At 72.9% G+C, this 20,532-nt stretch carries 20 protein-coding genes and 1 pseudogene; 8 read left to right on the top strand and 13 right to left on the bottom strand.

All coding sequences use genetic code 11. From position 1 onward, the window contains the following. Positions 1 to 115: 115 nt before the first annotated feature. Positions 116 to 1,045, bottom strand: coding sequence for an AraC family transcriptional regulator (locus ACFV2J_RS00580; RefSeq protein ID WP_385436777.1), 930 nt, complete (start codon positions 1,043 to 1,045; stop codon positions 116 to 118). A gap of 100 nt (positions 1,046 to 1,145) precedes the next feature. Between ACFV2J_RS00580 and ACFV2J_RS00575 the strand changes: the two genes are divergently transcribed. Beyond that, positions 1,146 to 2,138, top strand: coding sequence for an oxidoreductase (locus ACFV2J_RS00575; protein ID WP_385094947.1), 993 nt, complete (start codon positions 1,146 to 1,148; stop codon positions 2,136 to 2,138). 33 nt (positions 2,139 to 2,171) lie between these two features. Here the strand turns inward: ACFV2J_RS00575 and mgrA are convergent, their stop codons facing one another. Then, positions 2,172 to 3,161, bottom strand: coding sequence for an L-glyceraldehyde 3-phosphate reductase (mgrA, locus tag ACFV2J_RS00570; protein WP_385094944.1), 990 nt, complete (start codon positions 3,159 to 3,161; stop codon positions 2,172 to 2,174). Between the two features lie 127 nt (positions 3,162 to 3,288). Between mgrA and ACFV2J_RS00565 the strand changes: the two genes are divergently transcribed. The 3 genes from ACFV2J_RS00565 (at position 3,289) to ACFV2J_RS00555 (ending at position 6,022) form a co-directional block, all read left to right on the top strand. Then, the gene (locus ACFV2J_RS00565) at positions 3,289 to 4,182 is read left to right on the top strand and encodes a LysR family transcriptional regulator (protein ID WP_385094941.1); all 894 of its coding nucleotides are present in this window, start codon (positions 3,289 to 3,291) and stop codon (positions 4,180 to 4,182) included. 259 nt (positions 4,183 to 4,441) lie between these two features. Then, the gene (locus ACFV2J_RS00560) at positions 4,442 to 5,281 is read left to right on the top strand and encodes a DUF1206 domain-containing protein (protein ID WP_385094938.1); all 840 of its coding nucleotides are present in this window, start codon (positions 4,442 to 4,444) and stop codon (positions 5,279 to 5,281) included. Positions 5,282 to 5,506: 225 nt separating this feature from the next. Beyond that, on the top strand, positions 5,507 to 6,022 hold the full coding sequence (locus tag ACFV2J_RS00555) for a DinB family protein (RefSeq protein ID WP_385436774.1): 516 nt from the start codon (positions 5,507 to 5,509) through the stop codon (positions 6,020 to 6,022). Here the strand turns inward: ACFV2J_RS00555 and ACFV2J_RS00550 are convergent. Both ACFV2J_RS00550 and ACFV2J_RS00545 read right to left on the bottom strand, forming a co-directional pair. Further along, on the bottom strand, positions 6,004 to 7,074 hold the full coding sequence (locus tag ACFV2J_RS00550) for an adenosine deaminase (RefSeq protein WP_385088270.1): 1,071 nt from the start codon (positions 7,072 to 7,074) through the stop codon (positions 6,004 to 6,006). The two genes, ACFV2J_RS00555 and ACFV2J_RS00550, sit on opposite strands and share 19 nt — an antisense overlap. A gap of 63 nt (positions 7,075 to 7,137) precedes the next feature. Next, positions 7,138 to 7,530, bottom strand: coding sequence for a VOC family protein (locus ACFV2J_RS00545; RefSeq protein ID WP_385088272.1), 393 nt, complete (start codon positions 7,528 to 7,530; stop codon positions 7,138 to 7,140). A gap of 312 nt (positions 7,531 to 7,842) precedes the next feature. Here ACFV2J_RS00545 and ACFV2J_RS00540 point away from each other — a divergent pair, with 312 nt between their 5' ends. From ACFV2J_RS00540 to ACFV2J_RS00530, 3 genes are all read left to right on the top strand, one after another. Continuing rightward, positions 7,843 to 8,589 (top strand): phosphatase PAP2 family protein, encoded by a 747-nt coding sequence (locus ACFV2J_RS00540; RefSeq protein ID WP_385088274.1) that lies wholly within the window; start codon positions 7,843 to 7,845, stop codon positions 8,587 to 8,589. Next, positions 8,543 to 9,595 carry a sodium-dependent transporter gene (locus ACFV2J_RS00535; RefSeq protein ID WP_385088276.1) on the top strand — a complete coding sequence of 351 codons (1,053 nt, stop codon included), beginning with the start codon at positions 8,543 to 8,545 and terminating at the stop codon, positions 9,593 to 9,595. Before ACFV2J_RS00540 ends, ACFV2J_RS00535 begins: the two co-directional genes overlap by 47 nt. A 73-nt stretch (positions 9,596 to 9,668) precedes the next feature. After that, positions 9,669 to 10,379, top strand: coding sequence for a dienelactone hydrolase family protein (locus ACFV2J_RS00530; protein WP_385088278.1), 711 nt, complete (start codon positions 9,669 to 9,671; stop codon positions 10,377 to 10,379). Between the two features lie 98 nt (positions 10,380 to 10,477). Here ACFV2J_RS00530 and ACFV2J_RS00525 read toward each other — a convergent pair whose 3' ends face one another. The 8 genes from ACFV2J_RS00525 to ACFV2J_RS00490 all read right to left on the bottom strand — a co-directional run bounded on the left by ACFV2J_RS00525 (position 10,478) and on the right by ACFV2J_RS00490 (position 17,919). Then, the gene (locus ACFV2J_RS00525; protein ID WP_385436770.1) at positions 10,478 to 11,401 is read right to left on the bottom strand and encodes an oxidoreductase; all 924 of its coding nucleotides are present in this window, start codon (positions 11,399 to 11,401) and stop codon (positions 10,478 to 10,480) included. A gap of 160 nt (positions 11,402 to 11,561) precedes the next feature. Beyond that, on the bottom strand, positions 11,562 to 11,960 hold the full coding sequence (locus tag ACFV2J_RS00520) for a DUF4440 domain-containing protein (RefSeq protein ID WP_385088282.1): 399 nt from the start codon (positions 11,958 to 11,960) through the stop codon (positions 11,562 to 11,564). Positions 11,961 to 12,096: 136 nt separating this feature from the next. After that, the gene (locus ACFV2J_RS00515) at positions 12,097 to 13,419 is read right to left on the bottom strand and encodes an aldehyde dehydrogenase family protein (RefSeq protein WP_385088284.1); all 1,323 of its coding nucleotides are present in this window, start codon (positions 13,417 to 13,419) and stop codon (positions 12,097 to 12,099) included. Between the two features lie 292 nt (positions 13,420 to 13,711). Continuing rightward, on the bottom strand, positions 13,712 to 14,851 hold the full coding sequence (locus tag ACFV2J_RS00510) for a Gfo/Idh/MocA family protein (protein ID WP_385088286.1): 1,140 nt from the start codon (positions 14,849 to 14,851) through the stop codon (positions 13,712 to 13,714). A gap of 107 nt (positions 14,852 to 14,958) precedes the next feature. Further along, complete coding sequence (locus ACFV2J_RS00505; RefSeq protein ID WP_385088288.1) at positions 14,959 to 15,540, bottom strand: TetR/AcrR family transcriptional regulator; 582 nt, start codon at positions 15,538 to 15,540, stop codon at positions 14,959 to 14,961. Between the two features lie 78 nt (positions 15,541 to 15,618). Beyond that, complete coding sequence (locus tag ACFV2J_RS00500) at positions 15,619 to 16,245, bottom strand: TetR/AcrR family transcriptional regulator (RefSeq protein ID WP_385088290.1); 627 nt, start codon at positions 16,243 to 16,245, stop codon at positions 15,619 to 15,621. Positions 16,246 to 16,381: 136 nt separating this feature from the next. Beyond that, positions 16,382 to 17,572 carry an RNA polymerase sigma factor gene (locus tag ACFV2J_RS00495; protein ID WP_385436767.1) on the bottom strand — a complete coding sequence of 397 codons (1,191 nt, stop codon included), beginning with the start codon at positions 17,570 to 17,572 and terminating at the stop codon, positions 16,382 to 16,384. Next, positions 17,572 to 17,919, bottom strand: a complete 348-nt coding sequence (locus tag ACFV2J_RS00490; RefSeq protein WP_385088294.1) for a YciI family protein — start codon at positions 17,917 to 17,919, stop codon at positions 17,572 to 17,574. Before ACFV2J_RS00490 ends, ACFV2J_RS00495 begins: the two co-directional genes overlap by 1 nt. A 103-nt stretch (positions 17,920 to 18,022) precedes the next feature. On the opposite strand from ACFV2J_RS00490, the pseudogene ACFV2J_RS00485 reads away from it, so the two are divergent. Next, positions 18,023 to 19,060, top strand: a pseudogene (locus ACFV2J_RS00485) (acyl-CoA dehydrogenase family protein); the annotation flags it as partial. Positions 19,061 to 19,391: 331 nt separating this feature from the next. Here ACFV2J_RS00485 and ACFV2J_RS00480 read toward each other — a convergent pair. Further along, the coding region (locus ACFV2J_RS00480) for an LLM class flavin-dependent oxidoreductase (RefSeq protein WP_385436764.1) at positions 19,392 to 20,532 on the bottom strand (1,141 nt) is incomplete at its 5' end.

The raw sequence follows: 20,532 nt of genomic DNA, 5'->3' as shown, positions 1-20,532 counted from the left end.
GGGGGGCGCGCGCGCGCCCCCGCGGGGGGCCGGGGCCCCCCGCCCCCGCCCCCCCCCGGGGGGGCGGCCGCCCCCCCCCCCCCCCCCCCGCCACTCGTCCGGCCGGAGGAGAGGCTCAGCCCGCGAGGGCGGCCCGCGCGACGTCCCGGTAACGCCTCGGCGCCACCCCGGTCGTCCGTTTGAAGGCGTTGCTGAACGCGCTCTCGGAGGTGTAGCCCACCTTCTGGGCGAGGGCCGACACGGATGTCTCACCGTCCCGCAGCGCACGCCTGGCCAGGCTCATGCGCCAGTCCAGCAGATAGGTGAGGGGCGGTACGCCGGCCACCGCCCGGAAGCGCTGGGCGAAACTGGTGCGGGACATGGCCGCGGCCCTGGCCAGTTCCTCAAGCTGCCAGGGGCGGCCCGGCTCGGCGTGCATGAGACGCAGCGCCGGGGAGATGCGCTCGTCGGCGAGGGCCCGCAGCCTTCCGGCGGGCAGGGCGTCGGCGTCCGCGAGATAGGCGCGCAGCACCTGGACGAACATCAGCTGGGCGAGCTGGTCGGCCGCGAAGTCGGCACCTGCCCGGCCGGCCGTGAGTTCGCGCAGCAGCTGGTCGAGCAGCCAGCGCAGCACGGGGGCCTCCTCCGCGGCGGCCCGCACGTGCAGCAGCGGCGGCAGGGCGTGCAGCAGCAGTTCCTCGCCCGCCCGGCCCAGTTCGACATGGCCGCCGACGAAGACGACGTCCTCGCCGCCGCCGTACCGGATCATCGGGCCCGGTGCGTCGGCGAAGAGCCTCGTCGCGTCCACCGGGTCCGGCGTGGGGTCGCTCGCGACCACGAACGCCCGGCTGCCGTCGAACACGGCGACGTCGCCGCGCTCCAGCCGGACGGCGTCCGGCATGCCCTCGACGGCCACCCACATGCTCCCTCTCACCACCGCGGTGATCTTCAGCCGATCGGGCCGGGGGAAGCGCAGGGCCCAGTCGCCGCCGGCGGTGAAGCCACCGGAGACGACACAGCGGGCGTCCATCAGGCCGAGGGTGTCGGAGAGCGGGTCGACAGGCATGTCCGTACTATCGCGCAAGTTATGCGGACTCTCAAGCATTCATCGTACGGACGGCCGGTCCTACGGTGGTCGGGAAGGCACACACAAGGAGATCCGAACCATGACCACCACCGCCCAGGAACCCCTCCACTCCGGCTTCGACGCCGCCTCCACCGCCGAGGACGTCATCAAGGGAATCGACCTGACCGGCAAGGTCGCCGTCGTCACCGGGGGCTATTCCGGCATCGGCCTGGAGACCGCGCGCGTCCTGCGTGCCGCGGGCGCCGAGGTCGTCGTGCCGGCGCGGGACACCGAGAGGGCCGAGGCCGCGCTGAAGGGGATCGACGGCGTCGCCATCGAGGCCATGGACCTGCTGGACCCCGCCTCGATCGACGCCTTCGCCGAGCGCTTCCGCGCCTCCGGCCGCCCTCTGCACATCCTCGTGAACAGCGCGGGCGTCATGGCGACCCCGCTGACCCGGGACGCCCGGGGATACGAGGTCCAGTTCGCCACGAACCACCTCGGCCACTTCCAGCTGGTGGCGCGTCTGTGGCCGGCGCTGCGCCGGGCGCACGGGGCCCGGGTCGTGTCGGTGTCCTCCTGGGGACACCGGTTCTCGCCCGTCCTCTTCGACGACCCGCACTTCGAGCACGGCGCGTACGACCGCTGGATCGCCTACGGACAGTCGAAGACGGCCAACATCCTCTTCGCGCTCGCGCTCGACGGACGGGGCCGGGCGGACGGCATCCGCGCCTACTCCCTGCACCCGGGCAGCATCGTCGACACCAACCTGAAGAAGTACCTCGCCGAGGAGGACCTGAGGGCGGCCGGTGTCCTCGACGCGGACGGCCGGACGGTCCTGGACCCGGAACGACAGCTCAAGACCGTCGAGCAGGGGGCGGCCACCAGCGTGTGGTGTGCGACCAGCCCCCTGCTGGCGGACAGGGGCGGTGTCTACTGCGAGAACAGCGACATCGCGCCCCCGATGTCGGCGGAGGAGGGGCGCGCGTGGACGCTCAGGAGCAGGACGCCGAAGCCCGGCGTCCTGTCCTACGCCGTCGACCCGGTGGCGGCCGAACGCCTCTGGGAGCTCAGCGAGCGCCTCACGGCCTGACCGGCGGGGCCCGGAAGGCCCGGCCGGCGTGCGTCACGCCTTGATGACCGCGTCGATCCGGGCCAGCTCGTCCTCGGCGAAGTCCAGCGCGTGGGTCGCCGTCACGCTGTCCTCCAGCTGCTGGGTGCTGCTCGCGCCGATGAGGGCGGAGGTCACCCGGCCGCCGCGCAGGACCCAGGCCAGGGCCATCTGCGCCAGGGACTGACCGCGGGCCTCGGCGATCTCGGCGAGGGCGCGCAGCTTCCCCACGAGATCCTCGGTGACCGTGTCGGCGCTCAGGAAGGGGCTGTCGCTCGCGGCGCGCGACCCCTCCGGGATGCCGTCGAGGTAGCGGCTGGTGAGCAGGCCCTGCTCCAGCGGGGAGTAGGCGATGGAGCCGACCCGCAGCTCGTCCAGCGTGTCGAGGAGCCCGTCCTCGGGACGCCGGTCGAGCATCGAGTAGCGCGGCTGGTGGATGAGGAGCGGGGTGCCCAGCTCACCGAGGATGCGGGCGGCCTCCCGGGTCTCCTCCGGCGAGTAGTTGGAGACGCCGACGTAGAGGGCCTTGCCCTGCTGGACCGCCGAGTGCAGGGCCCCCATCGTCTCCTCGAAGGGGGTCTCGGGGTCGGGGCGGTGCGAGTAGAAGATGTCCACGTAGTCCAGGCCCATCCGGGAGAGGCTCTGGTCGAGCGAGGACAGCAGGTACTTGCGCGAGCCCCATTCGCCGTACGGGCCCGGCCACATCAGGTATCCGGCCTTGGTCGAGATGACCAGTTCGTCGCGGTAGCGCGTGAAGTCGGCCTTCAGGGCGTCACCGAGGGCGGACTCGGCGGCGCCGGGCGGCGGACCGTAGTTGTTCGCCAGGTCGAAGTGGGTCACACCGAGGTCGAACGCGCGGCGCAGGATCGCGCGCTGGGTCTCCGCCGGCCGGTCGGGGCCGAAGTTGTGCCACAGACCGAGGGACAGCGCGGGAAGTTTCAGGCCGCTGCGTCCGGTGCGCCGGTAGGGCATGTCCGCGTAACGGTCGGGGTGTGCGGTGTACAACGCGTGCTCCTGGAAGGCCGGGAAAACAGGACTCCACTCTCGCGCGCGCACGGTGCAGAGGTCCAACGGGAGAATCGGATCGGATTCAGCGAAAGGGACTCTCAATCGGCCAGTACGCTTGTGCCCCATGGAACTGCGCCACCTCCAGCACTTCGTCGCCGTCGCGGAGGACCAGCACTTCACCCGGGCGGCCGAGCGTCTGATGGTGTCGCAGTCGGGTCTGTCGTCCTCGATCCGTGCCCTGGAACGGGAGCTCCAGGCACCGCTGTTCGTCCGCACCACCCGGCGGGTCACGCTGACGGAGGCCGGCCGTGCCCTGCTCGGGGAGGCGGAGCGGGTGCTGGCCCAGGTCCGCGCGGCCCACGATGCCGTCGCGGCCGTACAGGGTCTGCTGCGCGGCACGCTCTCGCTCGGCACCGAGCAGTGCATCGCCGGGGTGCACGTGGCCAAGCTCCTCACGGCGTTCCGGCGGCGCCATCCCGATGTCGAGATCCGCTTGCGGCAGGCGGGTTCCGGCGCGCTCGCCGAGGAGGTCGCGGCCGGGCGGCTCGACCTGGCCTTCGCGGTGAAGACGCAGCCGGACACCGACCAGCTGCGCTCCGTCCCCCTGACGAGCGAGCCGATGACGGTGCTCTGCCACCCGTCGCACCATCTCGCGGCCTCCGCCGTGGTCACCCCGGAGGAACTGGGCGGCGAGGCCTTCGTCGACTTCCACCCCGACTGGGGGCCGCGCCGCATCACCGACGCCGCCTTCGCCGCGGCGGGCGTCCGGCGGACCGTGACCCTCGAGGTCAGTGACGTGCACAGTCTCCTGGAGCTCGTCGACGAGGGCCTCGGCATCGCCGTCGTGCCACGGCACTTCGGCCTCAAGCGCGAGGCCGGCGGGCTCACCTCGCTCCCGCTGAAGGGCGCGGGCGACGCGCCGTACGAGACCGTCGCCATGCTGCCGCCGCCGGACGCCACCAGCCCCGCGGCCCGCGCCCTGATGGTCCTGCTCGAGACCTCCGAGGACCAGCGCTGACGGACACTGCCGGACGCTGACGGACGAACGCCGGGGCATCAGCACGGCCGGATCAGCACGGCCTGATCGGGGCGGCCGGGCTCGCGTCGGCGGACCGGCGTCTGCGGACGAATGCTGACAGACTGGCGCCGACCGACGAGCACGGGCAGGAGCCGGCGCGGCTCTGCCGGGCACCTCGGCACCCGTCCTTCCGCCCGTCACGCGGCCCGCGTGCGTGTGGCATCCCGGAGCGGGGGCAACCGGACTCCGGGAGGTCTACATGAACGCGAGTACGACGACACGGACCGGACGGATCGAGGCCCGGCGCGCGGCGCGGGGCCCGGTGACGGAGTACGCCGCCAGGGCCGGCCTGACCGCGCGGGGCGTGATCTATCTGCTGGTCGGTGTACTGGCGCTGCAGATCGCCTTCGGCGGATCCGGGAAACAGGCGGACCGCGGCGGTGCGCTGGCGGAGATCGCACAGAAGCCCTTCGGTGCCGTGCTGCTGTGGGCGCTGGGCCTCGGACTGGTGGGCATGGCGCTGTGGCGTCTGTCGGAGGTGGTCTTCGGTTCGGTGGGGCCTGACGGCGGCAAGGCCAAGAAGCGGCTGCTGTCGGCCGGCCGGTGCGTCTTCTACTCCTTCACCGCCTACTCGGTGCTGTCGTTCGCGGCGGGCTCGCGCGGCAGCGGGAGCGGATCCAGCGACAAGCAGTCCCAGGACGTGACGGCGAAGGTCCTGGGCCTGCCCGCGGGGCAGTGGATCGTGGGCGCGGCCGGCGCCGGCATCGTGGTGGCGGGCGTGTGGATCGGCACCCGGGCCGTCCTGCGCAAGTTCCACAAGAAGATGAAGCTCGGCGAGATGTCGGCGCGGACCCGAAAGCTGGTGGACGTCACCGGAGTGGGCGGCGGCGCGGCGCGCGGGCTGGTGTTCGCCGTGGCGGGTGGCTTCGCCATCCGCGCGGCGGTCGAGTTCGAGCCCGACAAGGCGAAGGGGCTGGACAACACGATCCGGTCGTTCGCCGACACCCCGGCGGGACCGTGGCTGCTGGTGTGCGTCGCGGTCGGACTCGTCCTCTTCGGCCTGTTCTCCTTCGCCATGGCCCGCTGGCGCAGGGTCTGAGCACGACATCCAGGCGGTACGGGCAGGTGCGCGGACCTCGCGCATCTGCCTTTCCGCGTCACGGGCCCGGGTACCCATCCGTGCGCATCGGCCCGGGTGTCCCCGGCTCATGGCGCGACCGGCCCGGGTGTCCCCGCTCATGGCGTGACCGGCCTTGAGGCCGCGGGGCCGCGCGAGAACCGGGTTCCGGGCGCAGGGGACGGCGGGATGCGCCATGGTGGACGCATGCATGCAAAGGACATCCTCATCGACGCGTTCGGCCGGATCCAGGAAGACGTCCACGCCGCCGTCGAAGGACTCCCCCAGGAGACCCTCAACGCGCGTCCCGCCGAGGACGCCAACTCCCTGTCATGGCTGGTGTGGCATCTCGCCCGTGTCCAGGACGACCATGTCGCCGCGGCCTCCGGCCTCGACCAGGTGTGGCTGACGCAGGGCTGGGAGAAGCGGTTCGGGCTCGACCTGCCCCGCCAGGACACCGGGTACGGACACAGCCCCCGGAAGGTGGCCGAGGTACGGGTCGAGTCCGGCGAACTGCTGCTCGGGTACTTCGACGCCGTGCACGATCAGACCCTCGCCTTCCTGCGCGGGCTGACCGCCGCGGATCTCGACCGTGTCGTGGACGAGCGCTGGACCCCGGCGGTCACCCTCGGCGTACGGCTGGTGAGCGTCCTGGCCGACGATCTGCAGCATGTCGGCCAGGCCGCCTATGTCCGCGGGCTCCTTCAGAGCGCCGCTTCGTAACCGGGCAGGACGACGTCCCGGATAAGGGCCACGCGCTCGTCGAACGGGATGAACGCGCTCTTGAGGGCGTTCACCGTGACCGTGCGGAGGTCCTCCACGCTCCAGCCCGCCTCCTCGACCAGCAGCGACATCTCACGGGTCATCGTCGTCCCCGAGACCAGCCGGTTGTCGGTGTTGAGGGTGACCCGGAAGCCGAGGTCCCGCAGGGCGGTGATGGGGTGGTCGGCGATCGAGGTGGCCGCGCCCGTCTGGAGGTTGGAGGTGGGGCACATCTCCAGGGCGATGCGGCGGTCACGCACCCAGCCCGCGAGGCGGCCGAGCTTGCCGTCGACGATGTCCTCGGTGATACGGACGCCGTGGCCGATGCGCTGGGCACCGCAGACCTGGAGGGCCTGGTGGATGCTGGGCAGGCCGTGGGCCTCGCCGGCGTGGATGGTGAAGGGCACGCTCTCGCCGCGCAGGTGCTCGAACGCGGCCAGGTGGTCGGCGGGCGGGAAGCCGTCCTCGGCGCCGGCGATGTCGAAACCCACGACCCCGGCGTCCCGGAACGCCACCGCGAGATCGGCGATCTCACGGGTCCGGTCGAACATGCGCATCCCGCACAGCAGCGTGCCGACCCGGACCGGGGTGCCCGCCGCGGCGGCCTTGGCCATGCCGGCCGCCAGCCCCTCCTGCACGGTCTCGACGACCTCGGGCAGGCTCAGCCCGCCGTTCACCATCAGCTCGGGTGCGTAGCGCACCTCGCCGTAGACGACGCCGTCCTCGGCCAGGTCGAGGACGTACTCCTCGGCGGTGCGCAGCAGGCCCTCGCGGGTCTGCATCACGGCGAGGGTGTGCTCGAAGGTGGCTATGTAGCGCACCAGGTCACCGGAGTTGGCGGCCTCGTAGTACCAGGCGGCGAGCGCGTGCGGGTCGGTGGTGGGCAGCGTGTGGCCGACGGTCGCGGCGAGTTCCACGAGGGTGTCGGGACGCAGACCGCCGTCGAGGTGGTCGTGGAGCACGGCCTTGGGGAGACGGCGGATGGTGTCGGTGTCGATGCGGGGCGCGGTCATGCGTGTCTGTTTCCTCGGCAGGTCGGTTCGTGGTTGTGGTGCGGTGCGAAGGAGGCTGTGGGGCTACGCGGCGGGCTGGAGCAGGTCCCAGCGGTTTCCGTAGAGGTCCTCGAAGACGGCGACCGACCCGTACGGCTCATGGCGCGGCTCCTCCAGGAAGGTCACGCCGGCGGCACGCATGCGGGCGTGGTCGCGGGCGAAGTCGTCGGTGTGGAGGAAGAAGCCCACGCGCCCTCCGGTCTGGTCGCCGACGCGGGCGCGCTGTGACTCGTTCTTGGCGCGGGCCAGGAGCAGTCCGCCGGCGGCGCCGTCCGTGCCCGGCTCGACGACGACCCAGCGGGAGCCGTCGGGCCGGGGCTCGTCCTCGGCCAGCCGGAACCCGAGCGCCTCGGTGTAGAAGCGGATGGCCTCGTCGTAGTCGTCGACGACGAGGGTGACCAGGGCGATGCGTCTCATCAGGGCTTCTCCGGGAGGACGGCGTTATACGTAACACGTAGGGTACGACATCCCGTCCCGTCCCCGGTCCCCACGAGCGCGCTGCCCGTCGGCGGCGCAAGGTGGGTGGGGCGCCCCGACCCTTTCGGCCCCCTCGGGAACGATCCCCGCCGCACTTACGTCTACAGTTATGTAGACCGTCAATGGGTTCGCAGTCGGCGCGCACGGCGTGCTCCCGCGTGTCCGCGCCCCGCCAGGGAAGGGACCTCCCCCGATGTCCGCAGCGCTGCCCACCGTGACCGCCCGGGCGGTCGACGCTCCCGGGGTGCCGTCATGAAGCGCGCGGACACGGCCGACCTCGCCGGATCGACCGCCCTGGGGAGCCTGGTCGCCTTCGTGCTGCTGACCCTGGTCGTGACCGGCCGGGACGGCGCCACACTCTTCGGCGACGACGATCTCAGCACCTGGTCGGCCGGCCACCGCCCGGCCGTCGTCCTGGCGCTGGCCCGCGCGGTCACGTACACCGGGACGGGCGTCGTGCCGTACGCCCTGGTCGCGGTGGCCGGTGTGGTCGTGGGGCGCACCGCGCGGGAGCGGATCCTCTGCGCCCTGGGCGGTCTCGGCTGCCTGGCGGTCGCCCAGACCGTGCGGTACACCGTGATGACCCTGGTCGCCCGCCCCCGTCCCGCGGTCACCGAGTGGGCCACGCACGCGTCCGGCTGGTCGTTCCCCTCGGGCCACACCACCACGTCCGCCGTCAGCGGCGGGCTGCTGATCCTCGCGCTGCTCGCGCGGGCCCCGCGCGGCGGACGGCCCCTCGCCCTGGTCGTCGGCTGCTGGTCCGTCCTCGTCGGGCTGAGCCGGGTCTATCTGGGCGTCCACTGGTTCTCCGACGTCCTCGGCGGGTGGCTGTTCAGCCTGTGCTGGCTGAGCCTCACCGTCTACGCCCTCGCCCGCTTCCTTCCGTCCTCGTGCTCCTTGATATCGGCGCTCCGTCCCCGCCCCGATGCCCTGACGACGGAAGAGCGCCACGATGATCCCCACTCCCGCCGGGAAATCCCCCCTCAGTCTCCTCCGTGACCACCTCGGCTGGGCCGTCGGAGCGGCCTATCTCGCCGCCGCGACCGTGTCGGCGCCGGGTCTGTGGCTGCGCCGCCCGCACACGATCGGCGACGGCGGGTTCCTGGAGGTCGCCCTGCGCACCCCGCACTTCCTGCTGTCCCTGGTGCTGTTCACCGCCGGCCTCCAGGTGCCGGTCCACGACCTGCGGGCCCTGCTGACCCGGCCCGCCGCGCTGCTCACCGGCCTCGTCCTCCACCTGGTCGCACCCCTGCTGATCATCCCGGGCGTGGCCTTCGCCCTGCACCGGACCCCGGACAGCGACGGCGGCAGCGGACTGATCGCGGCGATGATCCTGATCGTCGCGATGCCCGTGGCGGCCGGCGCCACGGTGTGGACGAGCCGGGGCGAGGGTGACCAGCCGACCACCGTCGGCCTCGTGCTGGCCTCCACGATCGCCGCCCCGCTCACCGTCCCGGTCACCATGACGGTCCTGAGCCCCCTGCTGCACGGCGGCTACGCGGGGGCGCTGTCAGCGGCCGCCCGGACCGCCGGGCACGACTTCGCGCTGACCGGAGTGCTGCTTCCGTGCGGTGCCGGAATCCTGGCCCGGCTCGTTCTGCCCGCCCGCCCCCTGGGTGTGCTGCTCGTCGCCGCACCCCCCGCCTCCCTGCTCGGCTCGCTGCTGCTGACGTACATCAACGCCAGTGGCGTCCTCGGACCCTTCCTGGCCCGTCCGGAGCCCGTGCTGATGGCGGCCGCGCTGGCCGTCGCCGCCCTCGTGTGCGGGCTGTCGTTCGGCCTGGGCCGGATCACCGCGCGGGTGCTGCGTCTGGACCGTTCCTCGGGTGCCTCGGTGACACTGGCCTGCGGGATGAACAACAGCAGCGCCGGCGCGGTCCTCATCACCACGGCCCTGCCCGACCGGCCGCACGTCCTGCTGCCGGTGCTGGCCTACAGCCTGCTGCAAAAGGTGGCCGCGAGCCACGTCGTGCGGGCCGGGGCCGGGAAGCGCGCCCGCGCATGACATCGTTGGCAGTGATCCGGGACCGGTGCCGCCGGCCCCCTGACAAGCGCTGCGCCCACAGGAGTTGAGTGCCATGTCCGAGCTGCCGAAGCCGACCGGAGCCCCGGCCCATCAGAACGTGACCTTCCCCAGTGCCGGGTCCACCGCCCACGGCTATCTGGCGTTGCCGCCGTCCGGTCGGGGACCGGGTGTGATCGTCATCCAGGAGTGGTGGGGCCTGACCGATCACATCGCGCAGGTCGCCGACCGGCTGGCCGCGGAGGGCTTCGTCGCCCTCGCGCCCGACCTGTACGGCGGCAACGTCGCGCATGACAGCGCGGAAGCCTTCCGGATGATGCAGGAGCTGCCGGTCGCACGTGGTGTCGAACTGCTCTCCGGCGCGGTCGACCATCTGCTCGGCCTGCCCGAGGTCACCTCGGACACGGTGGGCGCGGTCGGCTTCTGCATGGGCGGCGGCTTCGTCCTGTACCTCGCGGCGGCGGACCCGCGGGTCGGCGCGGCGGTGCCGTTCTACGGCGTCATCCAGGGCGCGATGCCCGACTTCTCCGGCCTCAAGGCGGAGATCCTCGGCCACTACGGGGAGCTCGACACCAGCATCCCCAAGGAGAGCCTGGAGCAGTTGAGCGAGGCGGTCCAGCGGCAGTCCGGCGTCACCCCGGACCTCCGTCTGTACCCCGCCAACCACGCCTTCTTCAACGACGGCCGCCCGGAGACGTACGACGCCGATGCGGCCGGGCGCGCGTGGGAGAGCACGGTGCCCTTCCTGCACGCGCGGCTGGGCTGAGCCCTCCGGTCACGACACCCCGGGCCGGGGGGACCCGGTCCGGGCGGGCCGGCCCGCCCGTGCCGCGGAACACCCGGCACGACGGCGGGCCGCCGGTCTCACGTCGCCGAGCGGTGCACCGCGTCCAGCCGTGCCGCCTCGTCGTCGGTGAGCCGGAGCGCGCCCGCGGCGACGTTCTCGGTGAGGTGGTCCGGGTTGCCGGTGCCGGGAATGGCCAGTACGTGCGGGCCCTGGCGCAGCGTCCACGCCAGACGGATCTGGGCGGGGGTGGCACCGTGGGCCCGCGCGACGGCGCGCACCTCGGTGTCCGCCTCACCGGCCGAACCGTCCGTGCCGCCGGGGCCCCGCGCGCCGCCCTTGCCGGCGATCGCGAAGAACGGCACGAACGCGATGCCCAGATCCCCGCAGATCCGCAGCACCTCGTCGGTCCCGGTGTCCGCGGAGCCGAGGCCGTACCGGTTCTGTACGCACACGACGGGCGCGATCTCTCGTGCCTCGGCCAGCTGCCGGGGTTCGACGTCGGAGACTCCGAGGTGCCGGATCAGCCCCGCGTCGCGCAGTTCGGCGAGGGCACCGAAGTGCTCGGCGATCGAGTCCTGCCCCATCCGGCGCAGGTTCACCACGTCGAGGTGGTCGCGCCCGAGCTGGCGCAGGTTCTCCTCGACGTGGGAACGCAGTTGGTCCGGCCGGGCGGGGGCGCCCCACTCCCCCGCGTAGTCGCGGTACGGGCCCACCTTGGTGACGATCACCAGATCGTCGGCGTACGGGGCCAACGCGCTGTTGATCAGCTCGTTCGCGGAGCGCAGCGACGAGAAGTAGAAGGCCGCGGTGTCGATGTGATTGACACCGAGCTCGATCGCGCGCCGCAGCACGGCGATCGACCGGTCGCGGTCGCTCGGCGTACCCAGGTGGAAGGCCGCGCTGCCCGTGAGCCGCATGGCGCCGAACCCGATGCGACGGACGTCGAGATCCCCGAGCCGCCAGGAACCCGCGGCCGCCGCGGTGATCATCTCTGAGGTCATCGTGGCAGTTTCGCACACGGTCCTACGACGTCACGCCGGAGTTCGGGAAGGCAACGGCGCCCCGTGAGGCGAGCGGGTCCCCGAGGGCGGCCCACCGCGGTGACCGGGGCCGACGCCCGGTCGGCCACCGGCGCGGTCCCAACTCCCCGTGCCGCGGCGGTCAGGCGTCGTCGCACCAGGCGAAGGCCGAGATCCGCCAGCCCTCGACGGTGCGGACGAACTGGATGGTCTTGACCCCGCCGCCCTCGAACGGCTCGCCGTCCAGGATCCCGGACTTGCGGTACTCACCGAACCGCGAGGCGACATCGCCGGCGATCTCGGTCCGTCCGGAGGTCTCCCACTCGGAGAACTCGACCAGCCGGCCGTCGCCCAGCAGCGTCCGGCGAGGGGCGATGAACTCGTCCACCGTGTAGGCGGTGAAGTCCGGGCCCGTCTTGACGATCACACCGCCGGGGAGGACCAGCCGACGGATGCGCTCCAGGTCGGCGGTCCTGCCGCCCCGGTTGTCGAAGGCGCCGAAGAACTCGGCGGTCACCAAGTCGATCTCTGTCTGGGACACCGCGCGAGGCTAACACGGGCCCGCGTGACTCCGCGGGTCACGCGGAAACCCTCTTCCCGGGGGCGGGCTCGGCGCGGACTCGGCGCGGTTACACCGGAGCCGCCCGGGCCGCCGACCGGCAGGAGTCGTGCCCGGCTCAGCTCAACGGCTTCTCCAGTACCGCCTTGCGGTGGCTGAACGTCTCGATGGAGTAGCGGCCGTGGTAGCTGCCCATGCCGCTCTCGCCGACTCCGCCGAACGGCAGGTCGGAGACGGTCAGATGGGCGAGCGGCAGTCCGAGACCGAGCCCACCGGACGAGGTCTCGGCGGCCAGCCGCTCCCGGGTGGTGTCCGACTCGGTGAAGGCGTACAGGGCCAGCGGCTTGTCGCGGTCGTTGATGAAGTCGACGGCCTCGTCCAGTCCGGACACCGTCACGATCGGCAGGATCGGGCCGAAGATCTCCTCGCGCATGACGGGCGCCTCGGGGTCGACGTCCGACAGGACCGTCGGCGCGAGGTACTTGGCGGCACGGTCGCCGGTGCCGCCCACGACGGTACGGCCGGAGTCGAGCAGGGAGCTGAGCCGGTCGAAGTGGCGCTCGTTGACGATCCGCCCGTACTCGGCGGACTGCCGCGGTTCGCTGCCGAAGAGTTCCCCGACGGCGCGGACGAGTTCGGGCTCCAGGGCTCGCGCGGTCTCCGGGTCGGTGAGGACGTAGTCGGGCGCGACGCAGGTCTGACCGGCGTTCAGGAACTTGCCGCGGGCGAGCCGGTCGGCGACGACGGCCAGATCGGTGTCCCGGTCGACGAACGCCGGGGACTTGCCGCCCAGTTCGAGCGCGACCGGGGTGAGGTGTTCGGCCGCGGCCCGCATCACGATGCGGCCGACGGTGCCGTTGCCGGTGTAGAAGATGTGGTCGAAGCGCTCCGCGAGCAGCGCGGTGGTCTCCTCGACGGCGCCCTCGACGACCGCGACGGCGTCGGTGTCCAGGTACCGGGGCAGCAGCCGCGCGACGGCGGCCGAGGTGGCGGGGGCGAGCTCACTGGGCTTGACGACGACCGTGTTGCCCGCGGCCAGCGCGCCGAGCATCGGCGTCAGCAGGAGCTGGACGGGGTAGTTCCAGGGCGCGATGACCAGGACGACGCCCAGCGGGTCGAAGCGCGTCCACGCGGTCGCGTCCGCGCCGAGGTGTGCCGGGACCGGAGCGGCCTGCGGGCGCAGCCACGCGTCGAGGTGTTCCAGGGTGTGGTCGATCTCCCGGACGGTGAAGTCGATCTCCGTGCGGTAGGCCTCGGTGGAGCCCTTCCCGAGGTCGGCGTGGAGCGCGTCCGCGAGGTCGTCACCGTGCGTGGTGAGCATCGCGCGCAGTCCGCGCAGCTGCGCCGTGCGCCACTCGACGGGCTTGGTGCGCCCGGAGCGGAAGGTGGCACGCAGCCGGGCCACGAGGTCGGCGGGCTGCTCGGAGGTGGGGTGGGTCACGGTGCCCTCGCTGGTCGGAGCTGGTCGGAGCGGACCGGGTGATCCGCGCACTGGGGTCGCACGGCCTCTCGGCGCGTGCGGGCCGTCATCGAGACTACGGGCTCGATGTAATTGCCAACCTTTCAGGTACCCAAGTACATTCCAGCTACACGAAGGTCACCGTGCGTCACCTCTTGTTCACCGATCCCGAGGCGGACCCAGGGCCGTGCTACTCCCCGTTCCCACCCCCGACCGGGAGGGCCGGGTCGTCCACAGCGTCCCCGGAAGTGCGTGCGGCCCGCGCGACATACGGTCAGCGGCCGTCCGCCGGGGACGCGGATGCGGTGGGGCCCGTCGCGGGTGTCCGGGTCGTACCGGTGGCCGCGGCCTGTTCGATGGCGTCGATCAGCCGGTGGCGCGCGAGGGCGTGGGCGAAGTCGGGCACAGTGTGGGTTTCTTCGGCCAGATCGCGCGCGAAGCGCTCGTACAGCCGTGCCACGTTGGCGGCCGGCGAGGCGGCGAGGTCCGCGGGCAGTTCGCCCTGGTACGACGCGGGTACCGGGAGGGGGACGGTGGCCGTGTCGGCACCTCGCCCACCCGCCAGGGTGAGCGCCGCGACCTGCATGTTGCCCCAGTCGGCGGTCAGTACGAGATCTCCCTCGGTGCCGTTGATCTCCCAGCGGAAGTTCCCGGCCCGTGAGGTGCCGCCGCGGTAGAAGACCGACGCGGAGGCGCCTCCGGCGAGGGTACCGATCACGGCGACCTGGTCGGCGGCCGTGACGGGAACGCTCCGGCCGTCCTCGGCGACCGTCGCGCGGGTGCGGCCCACCACGAGGTTCGCGGCCACGGACTCGAACTCGCCGAGCACGTGGTGCAGCGGGTCGAGGGCGTGCAGCGTGGGCGAGGTGAGGGGCGTCGCGCCGTTCGCCTTGTCGTACCAGTACGCCTGACCGTGGGTGGCGACCTCCGGGCCCCAGACCATGCCGGAGCCGGAGAGGGTGGTGCTCAGCACCCTGCCGACGTATCCGTCGCGGATCAGGTCGCGGGCGTAGCGGACCTCGGGGGCGTATCGCCCCTGGAGACCCACGACCGTGCGCACCCCGGCCGACTCCGCCCGCAGGGACAGGCGTTCCGCCTCGGCCAGGCCGTTGCCCAGCGGCCATTCGCTGTAGACCATCTTGCCCGCGTCGAGGGCCGCCGAGACCAGTTCGAGGTGCTCGGTGACCTTCACGGCGACGACGACCAGGTCGACGCCCGGGTGCGCGATGAGGTCCTGGTGGTTGTCGTAGGCCGCCACCCCGTACGCGGCCGCCGCGGCCTGTGCCGAACCGCGCCGTGAGGTGCTGACGGCGCGCAGTTCGAAGTCCGTCGAGGCGTTGATCGCGGGGATGTGGGAGAGGGAGGCCCACCCGCCGGTGCTGCCGCCGATGACGCCCACGCCTGTCAGTTCCATGTGTCGATCCTTTCGATGCTCATATCTTGAGCGACTGTTCCATAATTTGGGCACACGAAGACATGGTGGCTCTCCGCACACCGAAGGTCCGCGTCAGCGGAATCCGCTCAGTCCAGGCAGCTCAACGCGACCTCGGCGGACCGCATCAGGGCCGCGCGATCGGGGTCGATCGCACCCATGACACGCAGCCCCTGCAGGCTCGTCACCAGGAAGGCGGCGAGGTCGGCGGCGGCGCGCGCCGACGGGATCCGGCCGCGCGACTGCCCCTCGGCGATCACGTCGAACAGGGCGAGTTCCAGTGAGCGGGTCGTCGAGCGAAGCCGCTGCCCGACCCGCGCGTCGTCCCGGGCCCGCTCCATCGCCCCGGCGACGATCAGACAGGCGAGCCGGCTGCCGTCGCGGGCGATCTCGTCGACCGCGCCCACGAAGACCTCACGGATCACCTCACGGGGGTCGCCACCCGAGCGGAGCAGATCGGTGAGCGGCACCGCGTAGCTCCGGCGGTAGAGATCGAGGGCGGCCAGATAGAGACCTTCCTTGCTGCCGAAGGCCGCGTAGATGGAGCCGCTGCCCAGTCCCGTCGCCTCGGCCAGGTCCCGCATCGAGGTGCCCTCGTACCCCGTACGCCTGAAGGCCTCCATCGCCGCCGCAACGACGGCGTCCGTGTCGAACTCCCGGGTGCGTGCCATACGAGCACCGTACAGCTATCTGGAACGAACACCAAAGAATCTGTGGCCGCGCCCGCTGTCACGTCCGTCTCACCCCCGTCACGTCCGTCCTCCCCCTGCCGCGTCGGGCTGCCGCGTCGCGCTGTCGCGCAGCTGCTGGATGCCCAGATCGAGTGCGGCCTCCAGGTGGGTCGTCCGCCCGGTGGAGAGCAGCACCACGACACCGCCCTGGATGCCGGCCAGCAGCGCGGCCGCCGAACGGTCGGGGTCGACGCCCGGACCGATCTCCCCCTGGCGCTGCATGGCCCGGACGCCCTCGGCGATCTCGCCCTGCCACTTTCCCAGCAACTCGGCGACGACCACCCGGGCGCCCGGGGTGCTGCGCCCCAGCTGGGACATCAGCATGTTCAGCGGACACTGCGGCCCCTGTCCCCGGTAGCGGGCGACCACGGTGTCGCGCCAGGCCAGCCAGGCGTCCCACGACGTGAGGTCGCCCAGTTCGGGCCGCTGGTCGGCGAGCACCTGGTCGGCCTCGAAGCGCGCCACGGCGAGCAGCAGTTCCTCCTTGCCGCCGGGGAAGTAGTGGAACAGCTGGCTCTTGCTCGTGCCGGTCCGCGCCCGTACGTCGTCCAGTGTCGTGACGGCGACGCCCCGCTCCCGCATCTCGGCGGCCGCTCCCTCGATGATCCGCCCGCGTGTGGCCGCTCCCTTGGCGGTGAGCTTCACGATCCCTCCCACTTCCGCACCGGTCGGTGTCCGGACCTGCCGAATCTCGGAGCCTGCCGGATTTCCGAACCTGCCCGTTTCTGAACCTGCTGGTCCATTTCCACCGTGCCAGCTTCGCACCCGGCACCGGCGCAGGTCACTCGCCCGCGAGCGCCGCCCGGCTCCGTTCGAGGCGGGAGCGCTCCGCCGGGCTCACGGTCAGCGCGATGGCCGCGTCGTAGGCCCGTACCGCCTCTGCGGTCCGGCCGAGGCGGCGCAGCAGATCGGCCCGTACGGCGTGGAAGGCGTGATAGCCGTCGAGGTCGAGTGCGTCGACCAGGGCGAGCGCCGGCTCGGGGCCCGCGACCTCGCCGACGGCCACGGCCCGGTTGAGGGCCACCACGGGGCTCGGGGTGAGCTCCGTCAGCTGGTCGTAGAGCCGGAGGACCTGGCCCCAGTCGGTGTCGGCCGCGGCCGGGGCGTCGCTGTGCACGGCGTTGACGGCGGCCTGGATCTGGTACGGGCCCGGCCGGCCGCGGCGCAGACAGCGGCGCACCAGGTCCTGTCCCTCGGCGATCAGGTCACGGTCCCACAGGGAGCGGTCCTGGTCCGGGAGCAGGACCAGGGCGCCGTCCGGCGCGGTACGGGCGGGACGGCGGGACTCGACGAGGAGCATCAGCGCGAGCAGCCCCAGGGTCTCGGGCTCGTCCGGCATCAGCTCGGCCAGCAGGCGCCCGAGGCGGACGGCCTCGGCACAGAGCTCCTCCCGCCCGCCGTACCCCTCGTTGAAGATGAGGTAGACGACGGCCAGCACGCCCCTGACACGGTCCGGGAGGTCGGCGTCGCGCGGGATGCGGTACGGGATGCGGGCGTCGCGGATCTTGGCCTTGGCGCGGACGATCCGCTGCGCCATGGTCGGCTCGGGGACGAGGAAGGCCCGGGCGATCTGCGGGGTGGTCAGACCGCCGAGGAGTCGCAGGGTGAGGGCGACCTGGGCCTGGACGGCGAGCGCCGGGTGGCAGCAGGTGAAGATCAGACGGAGCCGGTCGTCGCGCACGGGGCCCTCCTCGTCCGGTTCGTCGCGCGCGTGCAGCCGTTCGGCCTCGGCCTGCCGGGCCTCGCGGGTCGACTCGCGGCGCAACCGGTCGATGGCACGGTTGCGGGCGGTGGTGATGATCCAGCCGGCCGGACTCGGCGGTGTGCCCGAGTCCGGCCAGGTCCGCAGGGCCGCGGTGAAGGCGTCCTGGACGGCCTCCTCGGCGAGGTCGATGTCGCCGAGGAGGCGGACGAGGACGGCGACCGCGCGGCCGTATTCGGCCCGGAAGACTCCCTCGACGTCCAGGGGCATCAGGCCTCGCCCATGAAGGGCCGCACCTCGATGGGGAGCGTCGTCGCCAGCGTCGCCCTGCGGCCCCACTCCAGCGCCGCGTCCAGGTCGGGAGCCTTGATCAGGCAGATCCCGCCCAGGTACTCCTTGCTCTCGGTGTACGGGCCGTCGGTGACCAGGACGTCTCCGGCCTGGGCGCGCACCACCGTGGCCGTCTCCGGCCCATGCAGTCCGCCGGCGAACACCCAGGCCCCGGCCTCGCGCAGCTCCGCGTGGAAGACGTCGAGCCTGTGCATGATCTCTTCGAGCACCTCGGGCGCGGGCGGCTCGCCCTGCGGCTGCATCACGCTCAGCAGGTAGTACTTCATGGTGTTCTCCTCGGTTCTCTCGCTCTTGGCGGTCTTCACTGACTACACGAACGGGAGAGCCCGGGATCGACACACGCCACGACGACCGAGGGAGATTCCTTCGATGACCGCTCCACCGCACCCGCTCGTCGCCCGGGCCGGACGCCTGGCCGCCGAGGTGCTCGCGCCGCAGGCGGAACGTGTCGATCAGGAGGGCGTGCCGGCGAGCAGCATCGAGGCGCTGAAACGCTCGGGGCTGCTCGGCGTGAGCGCGCCGGTCGCGTACGGCGGATCGGCCGCGCCCGCCGCGGTGGTCCGGGAGACGGCCGAGATCCTCGCCGGGGCCTGCTGCTCGACCTGGTTCGTCCAGGCCCAGCACCACACGCCGGTCCTGACCCTGGCCGGGGCCGGCCTTCCGCTGCGGGAGCGGCTGCTGGGTCCGCTGGCGCGCGGCGAGCTGCTGTCCGGGGTCGCCTACGCCCAGCTGCGCGCGTATCCGCGCGTCCCGGTGCGGGTCTCGCGCGAGCGGGGCGGCTGGCGCTTCGACGGGACGGTGCCCTGGTACACCGGCTGGGGGCTCAACGACGTGATGCTGCTGGCGGGGGTGACGGACGACGCGGAGGCGCTGTTCGCCTTCACCGAGGCGCGTGAGCAGCCCGGTCTGCGGCCGTCGCCCCCGATGCGGCTCGCCGCGCTGACGGCCTCCCGGACGGTCTCGCTGGAGCTCGACGGTCTGTGGCTGCCCGACGACGCGGTGGCCCTGCGCACGCCGTACGAGACCTGGGCGGCGACCGACCGTCCCAAGAACACCAACGTCTCCCCGGCCGTCTTCGGGGTCACCGCGGCGGCCCTCGGCCTGCTGGACACGGATGAGTCGGCGAGGGAGACCGCGCGGGTGCTGCGGGCCCGCCTCGGCGAAGTGCGGCGGCGGGCGTACGAGCTGGCCGATCACCCCGTGCCGGGCGAGCGGATCGAGGAGCGGCTGGCGGCCAAGACGCTGGCCTACGACCTGATGCGGGCGGCCACGACCGCGGCGGTCGTGGCCGGTGGCGGCCGGGCGATGGATCTGCGCGGCCCCGCGCAGCGGCTGGCCCGGGAGGGGATGTTCCTGCTGGTCCAGGGGCAGACGGCGGCGGTGCGTGCGGCGCACCTCGCCGCGCTGGGTACGCCGGGTCCGGCCGGGGCGCCGGGTACGCCTCGACCCGTCGGTACACCGGGTGCGCCGGGTCCCGTCAGTGCGCCGGGTGCGCCGGGTCCCGTCGGCGCCCCGGGTCCGGCCGGGGCGCCAGGCGCGGCGGAGGTGACGGAGTCGCGGGGCGACGCCGGTGCGGCGGGTGCACCCGGCGCGCCGGATCCGCCTTCCCACCAGGTCCACCGGAACCGCTCGACCTGACTGGTCCGCCCGCTCCGCCGGAACCGCCCGACCTGCCGCTCTGCCGGGGCCGCCGCCCGGCGGACTGGGCGGACTGGGCGGACAGGGCGGCCTGGGCCGCTCAGCTCGTGAACGGCACGCGTGCCGCTGGCGCGGGTGCCGTCGCGAAGGGGTGTTGCCACAGGCCGCGCGCGGCAAGGCGCGGCAGGACGCCCTCGCCGAACCAGTAGGCCTCCTCCAGGTGGGGGTAACCGGAAAGGACGAACTCGTCGATGCCGAGGGCGTGGTACTCGGCGACACGGTCGGCGACCTCGTCGTGGCTGCCGACCAGGGCGGTGCCCGCTCCCCCGCGGACCAGTCCGATCCCGGCCCACACGTTCGGGTGGATTTCCAGGCTCTCGCGGCTGCCGCCATGGAGGGCGCGCATGCGCCGCTGCCCCTCCGACTCGCTGCGGGCCAGCCCGGCCTGTACGGACTTCACGGTCTCCGGGTCGAATCCGTCGAGGAGCCGGTGGGCCTCGGCCCAGGCCTGTTCGGAGGTGTCCCGGGTGATGACGTGCAGGCGGACACCGAACCGGAGAGTGCGTCCTTCGCGCTCCGCGAGCCGGCGTGCCCACGCGATCTTCTCGGCCACCTGCGCGGGCGGTTCCCCCCAGGTCAGGTACACGTCCGCATGCCGGGCGGCGACCTCGCCCGCGATCGGGGAGGAGCCGCCGAAGTAGACCTCGGGCACCGGGTCGGGCACGTGGGCCAGCGTGGCCCCCTCGACCCGCAGGTGCTCGCCGGTCAGGTCGACGGTCTTGCCGTCCCACAGGTCCCGGACGACCTGAAGGAATTCTCCGGTACGGCGGTAGCGGGCGTCCTTGTCGAGGAAGTCGCCGTACGCGCGCTGTTCGTGGCTCTCGCCGCCGGTGACCACGTTGAGCAGGAGCCGGCCGCCCGTCTGCCGCTGGAAGGTCGACGCCATCTGCGCGGCGAGCGTCGGCGAGACGAAGCCGGGGCGGAAGGCGACCAGGAACTTCAGGCGCTCGGTGTGCTGGCTGACCATCGCGGTGGTCAGCCAGGCGTCCTCGCACCAGGCACCGGTGGGGGTGAGCGCGCCGACGAAGCCCAGGTCCTCGGCGGCGCGGGCGATCTGGCTCAGATACGCGACCGTGGGGGGGGGGGGGGGCCCCCCCCCCGGGGGGGGGGGGGGGGGGGCCCCCCCCCCCCGCGCGCGGGGGGGGGGCGGGGGGGGGCGGTCACCCCGGGGGCGGCTGGGC

It is taken from the genome of Streptomyces sp. NPDC059668 (genome assembly GCF_042734135.1).
Classification (GTDB): Bacteria; Actinomycetota; Actinomycetes; order Streptomycetales; family Streptomycetaceae; genus Streptomyces.
This window is presented reverse-complemented; position numbering and strand designations above follow the sequence as displayed.